General features: G+C 45.4%; 13 protein-coding genes and 1 riboswitch. Of the genes, 1 reads left to right on the forward strand and 12 read right to left on the reverse strand.

Annotated features, from left to right (window positions below; all coding sequences use genetic code 11):
* Window positions 1-98: 98 nt before the first annotated feature.
* The 11 genes from ribB to N646_RS19165 form a co-directional block, all read right to left on the reverse strand.
* The gene (gene ribB, locus N646_RS19115; RefSeq protein ID WP_005373655.1) at window positions 99-755 is read right to left on the reverse strand and encodes a 3,4-dihydroxy-2-butanone-4-phosphate synthase; all 657 of its coding nucleotides are present in this window, start codon (window positions 753-755) and stop codon (window positions 99-101) included.
* A 113-nt stretch (window positions 756-868) separates the two neighbouring features.
* Window positions 869-1,009, reverse strand: a riboswitch (FMN riboswitch).
* A 104-nt stretch (window positions 1,010-1,113) separates the two neighbouring features.
* Window positions 1,114-1,731, reverse strand: a complete 618-nt coding sequence (locus N646_RS19120) for a lipase family protein (RefSeq protein ID WP_005373653.1) — start codon at window positions 1,729-1,731, stop codon at window positions 1,114-1,116.
* A gap of 117 nt (window positions 1,732-1,848) precedes the next feature.
* Window positions 1,849-3,702 (reverse strand): MFS transporter, encoded by a 1,854-nt coding sequence (locus N646_RS19125; protein ID WP_017819862.1) that lies wholly within the window; start codon window positions 3,700-3,702, stop codon window positions 1,849-1,851.
* Window positions 3,703-3,848: 146 nt separating this feature from the next.
* Window positions 3,849-4,607: a helix-turn-helix domain-containing protein gene (locus N646_RS19130; protein ID WP_017819863.1), complete on the reverse strand. Its 759-nt coding sequence runs from the start codon at window positions 4,605-4,607 to the stop codon at window positions 3,849-3,851.
* A complete protein-coding gene (locus tag N646_RS19135; protein ID WP_017819864.1) occupies window positions 4,608-5,246 on the reverse strand; it encodes an HD domain-containing protein in 639 nt (212 codons plus the stop codon).
* A gap of 248 nt (window positions 5,247-5,494) precedes the next feature.
* Complete coding sequence (locus tag N646_RS19140) at window positions 5,495-6,772, reverse strand: cytosine deaminase (RefSeq protein ID WP_017819865.1); 1,278 nt, start codon at window positions 6,770-6,772, stop codon at window positions 5,495-5,497.
* 9 nt (window positions 6,773-6,781) lie between these two features.
* Window positions 6,782-8,020: a cytosine permease gene (gene codB / locus N646_RS19145; protein WP_017819866.1), complete on the reverse strand. Its 1,239-nt coding sequence runs from the start codon at window positions 8,018-8,020 to the stop codon at window positions 6,782-6,784.
* 805 nt (window positions 8,021-8,825) lie between these two features.
* Entirely contained in the window at window positions 8,826-10,172 is a 1,347-nt protein-coding gene (locus tag N646_RS19150; RefSeq protein ID WP_005373641.1) for a magnesium transporter, read from the reverse strand.
* Between the two features lie 112 nt (window positions 10,173-10,284).
* Window positions 10,285-11,607, reverse strand: a complete 1,323-nt coding sequence (locus N646_RS19155; protein ID WP_017819867.1) for an ABC1 kinase family protein — start codon at window positions 11,605-11,607, stop codon at window positions 10,285-10,287.
* A 101-nt stretch (window positions 11,608-11,708) separates the two neighbouring features.
* Complete coding sequence (locus N646_RS19160) at window positions 11,709-12,932, reverse strand: HlyD family secretion protein (RefSeq protein WP_017819868.1); 1,224 nt, start codon at window positions 12,930-12,932, stop codon at window positions 11,709-11,711.
* Window positions 12,932-13,258, reverse strand: coding sequence for an MFS transporter (locus N646_RS19165; protein ID WP_017635162.1), 327 nt, complete (start codon window positions 13,256-13,258; stop codon window positions 12,932-12,934). The genes N646_RS19160 and N646_RS19165 overlap by 1 nt, the downstream gene beginning before the upstream one ends.
* Before the next feature lie 107 nt (window positions 13,259-13,365).
* Here N646_RS19165 and N646_RS19170 point away from each other — a divergent pair, with 107 nt between their 5' ends.
* On the forward strand, window positions 13,366-14,367 hold the full coding sequence (locus N646_RS19170) for an AraC family transcriptional regulator (RefSeq protein ID WP_017635163.1): 1,002 nt from the start codon (window positions 13,366-13,368) through the stop codon (window positions 14,365-14,367).
* A 90-nt stretch (window positions 14,368-14,457) separates the two neighbouring features.
* On the opposite strand, the gene N646_RS19175 is transcribed toward N646_RS19170, so the two are convergent.
* Entirely contained in the window at window positions 14,458-15,147 is a 690-nt protein-coding gene (locus tag N646_RS19175; RefSeq protein ID WP_017635164.1) for a VV20781 family protein, read from the reverse strand.
* Between the last annotated feature and the right edge of the window lie 7 nt (window positions 15,148-15,154).

Here is a 15,154-nt window from a genome sequence, read left to right on the forward strand (position 1 = left end):
GTTCCCCTTGTTTTCAATAAGTATAACTACTTAAGTGCAAAGAGGATCGATCAAAAAAGCCGCACAAATGCGCGGCTTTTTCAAGAGCTGAGATCTGACTATGCCAGTTTCAACTCGAACTGGTTCAGGTACATTACCATGTCTTCAATCGTCAGTACCGGCATGTTGTGCAGGCGACCGAATGCTACGATCTCCGGTGCCTTTGCCATCGTGCCATCTGGATTGGTCACTTCACACAGTACGCCAGCGGGTTGAAGCCCTGCCATTTGCATCAGATCAATCGTACCTTCTGTGTGACCACGGCGAGTCATTACACCACCTGGACGTGCGCGCAGAGGGAATACGTGACCCGGGCGAGCAAGATCTTCCGGTTTTGCGTGCGGGTTTGCCGCCGTTTTAATGGTCGTTACGCGGTCTGCTGCTGAAACACCCGTTGTTACACCAACTTTCGCTTCAATAGAAACCGTAAATGCGGTTTGGTTTGCGCTGTTGTTGTTTACCACCATTGGAGGCAGCTCCAGTTTGTCTGCTTGAGCATCTGTTAAGCACAAACAAACGATGCCGCTACATTCGCGGATCATCAATGCCATTTGCTCGTTAGTGAGGTGCTCGACTGAATAAATGATATCGCCTTCGTTTTCGCGATCTTCATCATCAAGAAGCAGTACGCCACGGCCTTCTTTTAAAGCGATAAGTGCGTTTTCAACGCGAGTAATTGGGTCGCCGAATTCGGCAAGTAGTGATGACTGATTCATGGTTAACTCCTAAATTTCACCAGAATCAGGGCGGTATGAGAGATCGCCGTAAAATACGATCAAAAAGAAGTGCACCAGCATTCTTAGCGATCTGACTCGCTATGCTGGTGTATTCTTATTCTCTTTCATCCGGACTATAACCGTCGGCTCTGGCATCTCACCAGATCTGCTGACCTCGACGAATCGAGCGCTCGCGGGCTCACTTGAAAAAGTATACCGCCGGTGGGGAATTTCGCCCCGCCCTGAGAACAATTAAAAATGCACCACTTCATCCAAGTTGTGAAGAAGTGGAGCTAGGATAGTACTGCGAACTGAATAGCTTGGAAAGTCGATTCCATCTGTATGATGGAAAAGTGTGCTATCGACGGAAATAATCTGTGCGAATAAAGTGATCAATCTGCTGCGGCACGAAGGTGTTGTAAATCAGGCTTGTATGCGTTTGCTTCACTTCGATATGATCTTGCATACCGTCCAGTCTTGTCTCTTCTACGGTAACGGTACCGTCCGACATGGTGTTGTCATTACGGATCAACAATGGGCGAGCGCCAATCGGCATCGTTCCTGCGATACTGCCGAGTTTTTGAGGGAAATCCCAGGCGTCATCATGTTTGTTTAATCCGTGGTGTGGCGAATTGCCTAAAATTGCACCCAATCCGAGATCTTGAATTCGACCTACAATGGACGCGCCTTTAAGAGGCGAACCGATAGCGACAACATGAGAGATTAAGTTAGTACTCGGTTTTCTGTTGGCGAGATAGCGCTTAATCATCAAGCCTCCCAAGCTGTGTCCCACGAGCACGTTTGTGGTCAGTGGATTAAGCGAGTGATCAATAGAATCAAACAGTGAAGACTCATCGATAGCAACAGTGTTATAGCTGAGTACTTGCGTTTCGTATCCGAGTTTTCTCAGCTTTTGGCTAAGAGGCTGCATGACCAGCCCATGCATATAAAGACCATGTAAGATGATGATTTTCATAATACCTCCTAGATTTATGACGTCGTAGATATCCTACTCTAATTAACAAAGAACTACTTGTGCTTTGTGGTGCATATTTACGTTTTGCTGCAAAGTTTGACTGCTGTAGCAAGCGACTCAGCCCAGTAAATCCTGTACTTGTTGTTGCAATTGATGACGATTTAAAGACGCAGGACTTAACACTTCACCGATAACAACATCCACTTTTGACCAAAAACGAGTCGGTCGTTTTGTGAGAGCATGTCCGCCTTTGTGGCTGAAAAAAGAACCCCAAAGCCCTTTTAACGCCATAGGGATGACAGGAACAGGGTTACGTTCGAGGATTTTCTCTACACCAGGGCGAAACTCACCCAATTGACCGTTAGACGTTAAACGACCCTCAGGGAAGATACAGACAACCTCACCGTCGTTAAGCGCTTGTTCAATCTGTTCAAATGCTCGACGGTAAGTGTCGGCACACTTACGTGGAGAACAGATCGGGATAACACCGGCATGACGGAATACATATTTAAGAACAGGTAGCTCGCTGATGGACTTGTCCATCACAAAACGAACCGGGCGAGTAGAGGTTCCCATCAAAATCAATGCATCGACATAGCTAACATGGTTAGCCACGATTAACGCAGCGCCTTGTTCAGGAATATGTTGGCGCCCCTTTACTGACACACGATACATACAATGGCTGAGTAAATAACTGATAAAGCGTTGTGTAAATTCCGGTACTTGGCGATAGACATAGATTGCCACGAAGAAGTTACCTATTGCCATCATGGCAAACAGTTCCACAATAGAAAGCTCTAGTACGCTGAGTACAACGATCGAAACCAAAGCAGACACCACCATAAACAACGCATTCATGATGTTGTTAGCAGCAATGGCACGTGCACATTCCCCTTTGTTTGAACGCGATTGGATGAACGCATAAAGAGGAACAATAAAGACACCGCCGCTTACACCAACAAGGAAAAGGTCAATCATGACGCGCAGATGTTTTGATTCAGCAACGAAGCTTTGCACATCATAAAAGTGCACCGGAAGTGATGGATTACTTGGGACTGCCCATAGCAAGTCGACGCCAAAGACTGTCAGACCAAGGATACCGAATGGCAAAATACCAAGCTCAACGTGGTTGAAAGAAAGTTTTTCACACAACCAAGAGCCTGTCGCGATACCAATCGAAAACAATGCCAACAGTAAAGAAACGACAGTGCTATCTGCGAACAAATGTTCGCGTGCGAAGTTAGGGAATTGAGTTAGGTAAGTCGCACCCATGAACCAGAACCAACTGATGGCAAGAATAGACATCCAGATGCCTCTCTGTTTTTTTGCCACTTTTAACGTGTTCTTTAAACCAGAAATCGGTTCAAATTTCGCTTTGTCATTCGATTGGCTAGGCATCGTTGGAATATTCACGCTGCTCATGAACCCAAGCAAAGACAAGGCAATCACGGTACAAGAAGCAATCAAGGTACCATTAGGAATGGCTAGCAGCAGGCCTGCGCTAAGCGTACCTATAAGAATCGAAAGAAACGTGCCCATTTCAACCCAAGCATTTCCTTTAACAAGCTCATTTGGTTTGAGCGCTTGTGGTAACAAGGCGTATTTCACGGGACCAAAATAGGCCGATTGAGTGCCTGTCATAAACAGCAGAACCAGCATCAGCATGGCACTTTGGGTGGCAATAGCGGTTGCTGCGCAAGACATGATAGCCAGCTCGATGAGCTTTAGACGTCGGATTAAATTGGCTTTGTCCATGCTGTCAGCGACGGCACCAGCATGCGCTGAGAATAGAAAGAAAGGTAGGATGAATAAGCCTGCCGCCAAATTAACGAATAGATTGACGGATATTGGTAGGTTATCAATTTGGCTGTATGTCACCATCAATAACAGAACGTTTTTGTAGATGTTGTCATTGAGTGCGCCAAGGCATTGCGTCACAAAGTAAGGAAAAAAGCGTTTTGAGAAAAACATACGGGCCCCGATTAAACAAAGTCGAATGAGATGGGAGCACTTTATGCTCAATGAACGATTAAACCAGCTTTCTCTTTCAAGTGACGTTGTATGCCACCAAAAGTAACGAAATTCGTTACTTTTATTTCCATTTGTTTATTGAGTTACTAATTGCGAGACTTCTGAGCAGGTTTTCTTTCCCATGGTTCAAACAAAGGGAACGTCCAGCGACGCATCGCAATAATCAGAGAGGTGCCGTGTTTTTCGTCCATATCGAGAGAGCTATCACTTTGGCAAGCCTGATAAAACTCATCGATGACCTTTTGCAGTTTCTGTTGTAGCTTCTTGTTGCTTGGTACACTCATCAGTCCTGTTGCCATGGAGAACTTTTCATCTTCACCAGAAAAGTAGCTTTGGAAAAAGGCGTCTTGAACTTGCTGTTGGAAGAACCGTTGAATAGGGCCGCCCATCTGCCACTTAAATGTCGGAGATATACGCAAACGAATTTTGTTATTTGGCTGCAAGTCGATGATGTTCAGCCGATCCAAATGAGCAAGCTTTTGCACCAGTTCAAACTCATTGAAGGTGTATTGCTGAACGATTTGCTCAAACTGATAGCCATTTACAACACAGATCGCCACGAGCAGCAGGGCTTTATCGTCAACCAGCTGCTTTTCTTGCTCTAACGTTAGCGACTCTAGACCCTTATTGTGCGCAGCCGCGAGCTTAAATAGTTCCGCCATTTCTAAACCAATCAATTGGCAAATGCGTTCTAAGCGCTCAAGGCTAATGTGCTGACCTTCAGCGAGTAAACGTTTGACGCTTCCTTCACTTAAATTAAGGTGTTGTGCAACATCCGCATAATGCAGCCCAGCTAACTTTAGTTGGCGTTTAAGCTCTTTAATTAACGTATAGCTTTCTGACATTTACGCTGTTACCTCGTCGTGTAACTGCTCTAGGTACGTTTGCATAAAGGTTTTGCGTTTTTGCGCTTCGCGTCTCGCTGACTCCGTGTTCATGGTTTCAGCGATTTTGAATAACTTGGTTTGAAAGTGATCCAGAGTGAATTGTTTATCGTTAAGTTCACGTTCTTCGGCAAATATATCGCTGTCGTTGTAAAGTTGCGCGTTAAATTGAGTGCTGACTTGAATGCATCGCGTCACGCCAATTGCGCCTAAAGCGTCCAGACGGTCGGCATCTTGGACGATTTTGGCTTCTAACGTATTTGGCCTGATGTTGGCGCTAAAGCTGTGTGCCTCTATCGCATGAGCAATGGCATCATGATATTGCTGCGGATAATCGATACTCTCTAAAAATGCGACCGCTTTTTTGGCTGCGATGATTGAGCTCTCTTTACGATTTGGGTGATCTTTCGGGTAAGTAAAGCAATCATGCAAATAGGCAGCCGGTAATACAATCGCGATGTCTGCATTTTCTTCTTTGCAGAGCTGTTTCGCTGTTTTGACCACGCGTTTTACGTGTTTAAGATCATGAGCTGCATCTACTTGCATCTCTTGCTGCATAAATTCCAAAAATTGCGGTTCTATCTGGCTTAATGACGTCATGGTTCATATCTACAACTAAAATGAAGTCAGAAGTATGCCCAACGCTTAGAATAATTTCCAAGTGCGATGGTGTAATTGAGATTCAGCCACCAGAACCTTTTGCAACGTTTGGTACTGAGCCGTTTTATATGGCCTTTCAATGTGTTCAGTGGTTTATGAGACAAGAATAGACAGAGCGAGCAGTGATGTTTACCAGTAGAAAAAAGGCCTGACGATGTCGTCAGGCCTTTTTCGTTTCGCCGATCTTTTTAGCGTTTGAACGTTACTTGCTCTGCTTGTTCAAGATGAATATAAGTTGTCGCAGGCTGTGTTTCTGCAATCACTTTACCGTGACGAACAGAGTAACGAACCGGCACTTGGCGACGTACTGCGTCAAAACCATTTTCTGCGGGAAGAATCAGTAAACTACCTGGTTTGCCTTCTTCAATGCCGTGCTTGTCTTGAATGTTCAGTGTACGTGCTGAATTGTTGCTGATCAGATCCAGTGAGTTGTTGATTTGGTCGTAACCCATCACCTGACACACGTGCAGACCCATATGCAGCACTTGCAGCATGTTTGCAGTGCCTAGTGGGTACCAAGGGTCAAATACATCATCGTGTCCAAAGCAGACGTTGATGTTGGCATTCAGCATCTCTTTCACTCGTGTTACGCCGCGACGTTTTGGGTAATCATCAAAACGGCCTTGTAAGTGAATGTTCACCAATGGATTTGCCACGAAGTTGATACCGGACATGCGTAATAAACGGAACAGGCGAGATGCGTATGCACCGTTGTAGGAACCCATCGCTGTGGTGTGACTGGCCGTGACTTTATTCCCCATATCAAACTTGTGCGCTAATGCTGCCAGTGTTTCAACGAAGCGAGATTGTTCGTCATCGATTTCATCACAATGCACGTCGATCAGGCGGTCGTATTTTTGCGCTAACTCGAATACGTAGTGCAGCGATTCAATGCCATATTCGCGTGTGAATTCAAAGTGTGGAATCGCGCCAATCACGTCCGCACCTAATTTGACGGCTTCTTCTAGCAGCTCTTTGCCATTTGGATAAGAGAGAATTCCTTCCTGCGGGAAGGCGACGATTTGGATATCTACCCACTCTTTCATCTCTTCACGCACTTCTACCATCGCTTTTAGGGCAATTAGGGTAGGGTCTGAAACATCGACGTGGGTACGAACGTGTTGTACGCCGTTTGCTATCTGCCATTTTAAGGTTTGTTTTGCGCGCGCTTTCACGTCTTCAATCGACAGCATTTCTTTGCGCTCAGCCCAACGTTCAATACCCTCAAACAATGTGCCAGAGATGTTCCAGCTAGGCTCGCCTGCGGTTTGAGTTGTATCTAAGTGAATGTGTGGCTCGCAGAAAGGCGCAACCGCCATACCGCCTTCAGCATCGATGATGTCACCGTTATGACTAAGCTCCACATCGTTGCTTTCAATGCGCTTGAATTGACCATCTTCAATCAAAATTTGCTGCAGACCTTCTTGTCCTTTTAGCGTTATGTTTTTGATCAGTAGTGTTGTCATGATGGTTCCTTACGCTGGCTGTGTAGCCAGTGCTTTTTTGTTAAGAATAGGATTAAGAATCAGGAAGCTAATTGCGCCGCCAAGTACAGCGTTAATCGGCACTACGCCAGGCAGGAAGTGTCCCGCACCAACGCCAATCACGACAGCGATAATGCCAGCCCAGTTAACGTTTTGGAATTGGGCGGCTTCAAAGTTTGCGTAGCGTTTACGGTTCGTGAAGAAGTCAGCGATGATCACGCCGCCAATCGGTGGAATTGCCAACGATAAGAAGGTCAGCCAGCCAACAAAGTTATTGTAGAGCCAGAGAGCGCAAAGTGTGCCAACAAGACCGTTCGCCATTGAGATGTATTTACTTGGTAAGCCTGTGATGTTGGAAAATCCAAGACCCGATGCGTAGAGCGCGTTGTCGTTGGTGGTCCAGATGTTCAAGCCAAGAACGATGATAGCTGGAATAAGAAGACCTTGCGCGATCATCACTTCAGAGATGTCTGATTGACCCGTCACCGACGCACCTGCCGCGCCAAAGATAAACATTAACGAGTTACCGATGAAAAATGCCACCATGGTGATCATCACGGCGCTGCGCGGCTTTTTGCCAAAGCGTACGAAATCCGCCGTTAACGTACCTGCACTAACAAAAGAGCCGACAACCATCGCGAGTGCTATTGAAAAATCGAGTGGCTCGCTTGGTTGAACTTGTTGTAGTTCGCCAATACCGCCAACGCTCTTTACTGCCTCGATGACAGAGTAGCCGCCAAGTAGTGCAATCGCGGGAACGGCGATTGCTGACAGCACCATCAGTGCTGAGATTCCAAAGTAAACGGTCGCGGTCATGAGCAAACCGGAGACAAGGATCAAAGTATTGGTATCGATGCCCGTTGCTTTATGCACCGGAATCGCAAACATCGCGACACCAACTCCAAACCACCCAACTTGAGTTCCGCCAAGAAGAGCAGAAGGAAGCCAAGAGCCTTTAGAACCAAAAGAGAAACGAGCAAGAAGGTGGGTAGAGAGACCAGTAGAAGCGCCGATGTAACCGAGGAAAGAAGTGTAAATACCGAGGATTAGGTTACCGATGAGAACAGCGAGGAAAAAATCATTAAAGGAGAGCCCAGTACCGAGAGAACCACCTGTCCACATACTTGCGGAGAAAAAAGTGAGTCCTAACATCACCATGGTTAGTGACGCCACGCCTTTTCTGGCCGTGTTGGGAACTGGTCCAAGACTGTAGTTATTGTCTCCAGCCATTATTGCCTCCGCACATTGAAATATTAAATTATAGCACCTGATTTTCAGGCAAACGGCGCGTATTATCGTGATGTAAATTTAATAGTCAATGATAAAATTGAAATTTAAACGTTTGCTTGGTTTTTTATGTGTATTTTTTCTTTTAATAACAATTGTTTGGTTTTTAAATTCTAAAAGTGGAAAGTTTGTTTTTACGTATTTTCTATGATTTATAGACAGGTTTTCTATGTGAAATTAATGTTTTTAATTGCTATTTGTTTTTATGGATTAAATTTATCTATAACTCTGGATTGTTCAGTCGATTTCTATGAAAAGAAAACGATTTCATGATGAGGTTTTTGGTTTGGACGTTATTTGTTCTTTTCTTGGGTGTGTTTTCTTGGTTTTATTTTATGTAGGTAATTTATTTTTGTTGAAGCTGGCATTTCTAATGGTTTAGTGGGCGAATATTTGAATTTTATAAACAGTAAACAATCTGTTGTGGGTAAGAAAAGTACAACCGAGCTCGGTCAGAGGATAAGAGGGCAATAGCCACATAAAAAAATAGCCAACCGCAAAGAGTGCGATTGGCTTATATACATGTGAACAAAATCAAGTTCACTAACAACGTCAGTTGGCTAGGTGACCCTCGGCTTAAGAAGGGTCGATTTATATAATGCAGTTACTGTGCCAACTTTAATATGCCCTAAAATACGTAGTTTCTGTGACATGCGTTGCTTAAAGTTTGAGTATGTTTGCAATTTGCAACTGCGTTATGCAATTTGACTCTATTATGCTAATGATTGATTAATAAACAATGAACCTTTTAAAGCATGACTAAACTCGCCGTTCCTAAAAAGGCGAAAAAACCAACTACATCTGTCACTGTTGTTAGAATCACCGAGCCAGCCAAAGCGGGGTCCAATTTAAACTTATCCAGAATAATGGGAATCAGCACACCAAATAAAGCTGCGGTAATAATATTGACGATAATGGCCAGCGCGATGGTTCCCCCAAGAACCGGAGATTGAAACCACAATCCGGCGAGCCCGCCGATGATTAACGCCCAAGCAATGCCGTTCAGAGAGCCAATACCCAGCTCATTTTTCAATAGCTTGAAACGGTTACCTGGGGTGATCTGATTAAGCGCCATCGCACGAATCATTAGAGTGAGCGTTTGGCTGCCAGCAATGCCCCCCATGGATGCAACAATTGGCATGAGCACCGCCAAAGCCACCACCTGCGCAATTACATCTTCAAATAGTCCGATAGTGACAGACGCCAAAATCGCAGTAAGCAAATTGATGCCTAGCCAAACACCGCGCTTTTGCGAGCTTTTTAATACTGGCGCAAACAAGTCATCGCCTTCATCCATACCTGTACCGGCCATCAAACGTGCTTCGTAGATTTCACGCTGTGTACTCAATGCAAACTGCCAATCGACTTCACCGATCAGTGTTTGGTCTGCATCAGTTACAGGGAGAGCGGGCAGTGTGCTGTGTTCTAATGCCTCTACCGCTTCAGGAAGCATCATTTTACTGTCTAGCACCGTCACAGCCTCAATAACGAGTGTTTTTAAGCGAGTATCGGGGTCACCACGCAAGATATCGAAGTAGTTGACCGTTCCACGATACTGTTTATTACGATTAATCAGATACACCTGTTGAGGCGTGTCGTAGCTATAGCGCTCCATTAACTGCTTAGCTGTCCCAATCGTAATGTTGAAGGGCAGGGTGATGATCTTACGTTCAGCCCAGTGGCCGAGTTCTTCATCAGCATACTCGTTTGCTTGATCGTAAAGTTCCAACTCATCTTTTTCTATCAACGAGAGCGCTTCGTTGATGATCGACTCTGGCAACGAATCGGCCCATTCGATGAGCGACAAGTTGTCGAGTTTAGCGAGAGTGAGCTTTAGCTCGACTTCAGATAACGCATTGATGATAGAGAAACGTACGTCCGCACGCATTTCCGTTAACACGTCGATATGTAGCTCTAGTGGTAAAGCTCGCCATAAGCGAACACGATCGTCGATTGGAAATGCTTCTAGAATCAGGGCAACCGCGCCGGGCTCGAGGCCCGCTTCAATAGATTCATTGAGCGTTGCGACTTGATCCGCTTCTTCGGCTTGGCCAATTTGCTGGATTAGAGTGGAGAGATCTTGAAACTTGCTCACCGAGTACCCCGATAGTTAATTCGTTTTATGGAAGTATGGCATGTTATTGAGATGCACAACTATGCATCTTAACCTTGCTCAAGGTACTTGAAAGTAACAGAAAAACAATAGGCTATTCGCTGTTGATGGTGAGATATGGCTGTACCAATTGGCGAATGTTCACTTTTGCGCCAATACGGGCTGCCAGCAAGTACATTCCGCCGATTTTTCTGTGTAAAAATAGGGCATCTGCTGGTGGAGTATGCCAGTATTCTTGCTCCATGCTTAGAATGGTGCCAGCCTCGCGAAGCTTTTGTGCTAAGCCGCTGGCTTTGAAATCATAGGGCTCATCGACCAACATAGGTTCACATGCCATTTTCACTAGATCGAGAATCGCTTGGCGTTGGTCTGGAAGGATGGTTTGGCTGAAGAAGCCTATTTGTTCAAGCGCATTATTCAAGCCTTGTTCGTCATTGTTAACGACAGATGCGAAAGCTTGGCGATAGCCGGTACTGAACCGTTCGCTGTATTCGCGGGTCGCACCAAAGTCTAGCAAGCCGATTTGACGAGTGTTTTCGATATATAAGTAGTTGGCGAAGTTAGGATCGGTTTGCACCATCTTAAATTCGAACAGCTCCCTGAACAGTAATTCGAGTAGGCTGTGCATGACAAAATCTCGCGTACTCTGATCATAATGTTCGATTTGCTCAATCGGACTACCATCAATGAATTCCATCGCGAGAACGGAGTCTGAGCAACTTCCAGTATGAATCTTTGGTACGACAAAATGAGGGTGCTCCTTCAAAGCGTCATGATAACGAATGGCAAATTGCGCCTCTCGTGCGTAATCGGCTTCATCATGTAGCTGCTTTTTCGCTTCTTCGAGCAATCCTTTGTAGTCGACAGACTCGGGAATCAACCCAACGACCTTGAGCAGTGTACCGACATTGTCGACGTCGCTATCGATACTTTTCCGTATGCCCGGATATTGCACTTTGACGGCTAGGTTATCGCCCGCATCGCTGTAGGCTTGGTGCACTTGTCCTATTGATGCACTGGCGATTGGTTTGAAGTTAAATGACAGAAACTCAGCTTTCCAATTCGTTCCTAGCGAACTTTCCATTACTGCGTTGAGTTGTTTTGCAGGCATTGGGTCTGCGTCGGAACGAAGACGGGAAAGAATATCGGCAAGTTCAGGTTCTAAAACATCACCAGCATCCATTGAGAGCATTTGTCCAAGCTTCATTGCAGCGCCACGTAGGTGAGCAAGTTGGTCAGTTAAACGCGCGATGTTCTGTGGCGTCAGCAAGAGGTCTTTCGCTTTTGGTTTGTTGCCTTTGGCTATCTGCTTTGTGCCTTCTGCAATCACATTGCCTGCGACACGGGTAGCAAGTGAAGCGAACTTGCTGAATCTTGAGATGCGATGGGTAGGTAGGCTTCTTTCCTTTGCCGACATGAATCTTCTCCGCTATTTACTAACTAATTGTTATACGGGAAAAGGATATGTTTGGATACAAATGAAAAGAAAACCGCCAGCGTAACTGGCGGTTTGCGAGTTTAGATAGAGTAGAAGAAGTACAGTTGAGACTTCATTCGGATGATGATCCCGCGAATTACATCTAAGAAGGCCATGAAGCCTATCGGTTTTTCACCGCTGACCCATGCGAGGCCAACAGAGCCAACAGGGATGTCGTAGCCTTCTGGCTCATCAATCTTAAGACGAACAAAGTGGTGTTTGTTCTGTAAGTTCATTCCAGTGGTGACACGTACGGAATCATCGAAACCCAGCAGATTACCTTGTGACTCACCTGTTGCTTCAACAATGCCTTCGACGGTCGCTGAGAAGATCTTTCCTGGGTAAACGGACGAAGAGAATTCCGCTGGCTGACCCGGTTTAATGTTACGAATCGCCTGATGGTTGACCCGCATCAGCACATACTTCTCGTTAGTGTACATGTTGATACGCGGCATCATCGATACACGCTGACCTTCACGCAGGATAAAGTTGGTGACAAAGCCATCTGTTGGGGCATGAACTTTTGTGCTATTCAAATCCCATTGCGCTTTTGCAATTTGCTCTTCAGCTTGGCGCAGTTCGGCTTGTTTGGTTTCAACTGCAAGTTCCGCTTTATGAATCGCCAGTTTTGCACGGGAAATATCGACTTGTTTCTTCTTAATTTGAGACTCAAGGGTTAACACGTTGTGACGTGCCATATCAACCGCACTCGATTGTTTGTCGATATCGCTTTCCGTGATGGTGTTGTGCACTACTCGGTTTTGCTCAACATAACGATCTAGCATTTTTTTCTGCAATTTGTAGTCAACTTTCGCCGCTTCCAACTGGCTCTTTGATGTTTCTAGATCTTGCACTAGCGCTTCGTGGTTAGCTTCTTCAATCTCGATGTCGCCTATTGCTGTAGCTAATGCAACGCGAGCAGAATCAGCGGATACGTTCGCTTGATTTAATGCGATGTTGTATTGCGTTGGGTCAAGTTCATAAATGAGCTGACCTTCTTTAACTTGCTGATTCGGCTCAATGTAAATGTGGTCAACTTTACCTTTTACATTGGTTGAATCTGGACGCAATTGGATGTGTGGCGACTGCACGACAGAACCGCCGGATAAATCCATCGGGGTGAAGTTAATCAAACCTACCCAGACGAACATTAGCCAACCCAAGCCGCCAAGATAAGCGAACGATTTGGTTGCTTTGTTCCAAGGCATGCCAACCAAACGCAACAGATAGATGAAGAGTGCCCATACCGCTAAACCTTCTAACATTATGCTTCCTCTTTTGGCTGTGTTTCTGTTTGCGGTTTACTTTTCCATGTATCACGCAGATTGATGATGGCTTTTTCCATATCAACGAATGCAAAGATCACGGCTAGCACCCAAACCCAGTGCCAGACAAACCCTATCCAGGTCAGCGCAGTGATGAGCCCTATCTGATGATGGTCTTTGCTGTGTGCTTTATTGATAGGCAATTCATGGATTTTCCAAAAGCCGTAACACGCGCCCGCGACACTCGCAATTAAAACGACAGCAGCGACAACATGTAACGCCGTATCTGCGCCTGTACCGACAAACGGGACACTCAGTAAACTCATTAAACACTCCTCTATCAAACTGTTGGCGTATTGTGATCTGAATTTGATTTGCGGCTTTCTTTGTGACAGATTCAATCACTACAGGATTAAATTTGATGTGATTGGTTATGAAAACGGTTCGGTTTATTCGCGCGATGGGCATTCTAAACATGCATAACCTCGCGTTATCTAAATACAATTTGGACTCGGATGAGTTAGGGATCCCAGCATCGGTGTTTCGTAACCCAATGACACTGATCCCGCTAAAAGCCGTTGCGGAATGGTACCGTTGTGTTGAACAAGCCAGTGGTGACCCGGATGTGGTGTTGAGTCTCAGCCGAGGTATTGAACTGCAAAAGCTAGGGCCAGTGGGACGCTGGTTATTCTCCGGCAATGATTTAGCCAGTACCATTCGGCGAGTGAATTATGGTGTGAGCAACCTACAATCAGGGGCGTTTTTTGCTGGCGAACAGTCGGGTAAAATCATCAAATGGACTTACCACAACCCGTTTATAGAAACGTCAGTAAAGGTGCACGATAGTATCCGCTGTGCGGTATTTATGATTAAGGTGTTACGCGAATTTCTTGGCAAAGATTACCAGCCTTTACGTGTCAAGGTTTCAGGCTCGAGAAAAAATACTGAGCGATACCGGGAATATTTCGGCTGCGAGGTGGAATGGAGTCAGCCAAAAACAGAGATATGGATCCCGGGAGATGACCGACTAGCTTCTCGCCAAGTGAGCCATCGAGAAGACAGCCGTCTAGCGATGAGTTTTTCCGATTTGGATGATTTGCTTAATATGCCCGACCCAGAAGATGAGTTGAAAGTGATTTATGAAGTGGTGAATTACAGCAGCCATTATGGATTGCCAACGTTAGAGCGCGTGTCTTCTCTGCTTGATTTATCTGAACAGCAGTTTCAACGTCGTTTGCATAAATTAGGGCTCAATTTTTCGACGGTTTCTGGCTATGTATTGAGTAATATTGCAGCTGGTTTGTTGAGTAAGCGCGTGAGTATTGATGACATTGCCACGCGCCTTGGTTACACCAATGTGGCGAGCTGCAATCGTATGTTTAAGAAACATCGTGGATTAACGCCCAAGCAGTATATGGGAAGATTAGAGAAGTAGTGCTCCACTTATTTCTATGAGTACAAGCAATAAAAGCCCTCAAAAAAGTAGAGGGCTTTGTTTTTTGTGTGTTGTTGTTTTATGTAATGGCTATTTTTTAGGGCGCCAACTTAGTGCACTTGCAACAGCGCCGATGGCAACTACATCCTTTTTTTGTTCGCTAAGTTCAGGGAGCATCTGTACCGCAATGGTACCGTTCGTCTGCACAGCGGCAATTTCTTGTGTGCCTTCCTTAAAGCTATAACCCAATGGAATGTCTACCGCCATCATGGCGTCAGGACTAGTATGTACAGTTTCTACATTAAAGTGGGTGCTACCAATACGCACTATGCCTGTCTCTTTTTTCTCAAAGCTGATGTCGATGAGAGCCGATTTTGGCTCCATCGCAAACTCACCGACTTTTTTACCATCTTGAGTAATGTCACAGGTGTAAGGATCATTCCCACCAAAATCGACGCCCATGTAGTTAACCGACATACCGCCTCCGGTGCAGTTCAAAAGCCAAGTTTCCCCGCTGTCGATACGAGTCACTTCTGCGCCCATTGAACCTTCTTTGAAAGAGATACGGTTAAACCAACTTGAGTTAGAAGCACTGCGTGAATACTTGCCTTTGTACTTACCAGCAAAATCAAAATGGCCATCTGCACCGAATCCCCAAAAATCACCGTCGGTTTTGATCAGCATTTCTGGTTGTGCTTTTACGGCATCAGTACGATCCATGACGGCTAGGCCACCACAACCAACAAGGAGCAAGGGAGCGAATAGAATAAGTTTCTTCATGTTTTTC

Origin of the sequence: Vibrio alginolyticus NBRC 15630 = ATCC 17749 (genome assembly GCF_000354175.2) — a bacterium.
GTDB classification, from domain to species: Bacteria; Pseudomonadota; Gammaproteobacteria; order Enterobacterales; family Vibrionaceae; genus Vibrio; species Vibrio alginolyticus.

Coding starts and splice junctions, on each gene's coding strand:
- N646_RS19165 (WP_017635162.1), bottom strand. CDS start 13,258: ATGAGTTTACTGAGTGTCCCGTTTGTCGGTACAGGCGCAGATACGGCG.
- N646_RS19135 (WP_017819864.1), bottom strand. CDS start 5,246: ATGACGTCATTAAGCCAGATAGAACCGCAATTTTTGGAATTTATGCAG.
- N646_RS19170 (WP_017635163.1), top strand. CDS start 13,366: ATGAAAACGGTTCGGTTTATTCGCGCGATGGGCATTCTAAACATGCAT.
- N646_RS19175 (WP_017635164.1), bottom strand. CDS start 15,147: ATGAAGAAACTTATTCTATTCGCTCCCTTGCTCCTTGTTGGTTGTGGT.
- N646_RS19140 (WP_017819865.1), bottom strand. CDS start 6,772: ATGACAACACTACTGATCAAAAACATAACGCTAAAAGGACAAGAAGGT.
- codB (WP_017819866.1), bottom strand. CDS start 8,020: ATGGCTGGAGACAATAACTACAGTCTTGGACCAGTTCCCAACACGGCC.
- N646_RS19125 (WP_017819862.1), bottom strand. CDS start 3,702: ATGTTTTTCTCAAAACGCTTTTTTCCTTACTTTGTGACGCAATGCCTT.
- N646_RS19130 (WP_017819863.1), bottom strand. CDS start 4,607: ATGTCAGAAAGCTATACGTTAATTAAAGAGCTTAAACGCCAACTAAAG.
- N646_RS19155 (WP_017819867.1), bottom strand. CDS start 11,607: ATGTCGGCAAAGGAAAGAAGCCTACCTACCCATCGCATCTCAAGATTC.
- N646_RS19120 (WP_005373653.1), bottom strand. CDS start 1,731: ATGAAAATCATCATCTTACATGGTCTTTATATGCATGGGCTGGTCATG.
- ribB (WP_005373655.1), bottom strand. CDS start 755: ATGAATCAGTCATCACTACTTGCCGAATTCGGCGACCCAATTACTCGC.
- N646_RS19160 (WP_017819868.1), bottom strand. CDS start 12,932: ATGTTAGAAGGTTTAGCGGTATGGGCACTCTTCATCTATCTGTTGCGT.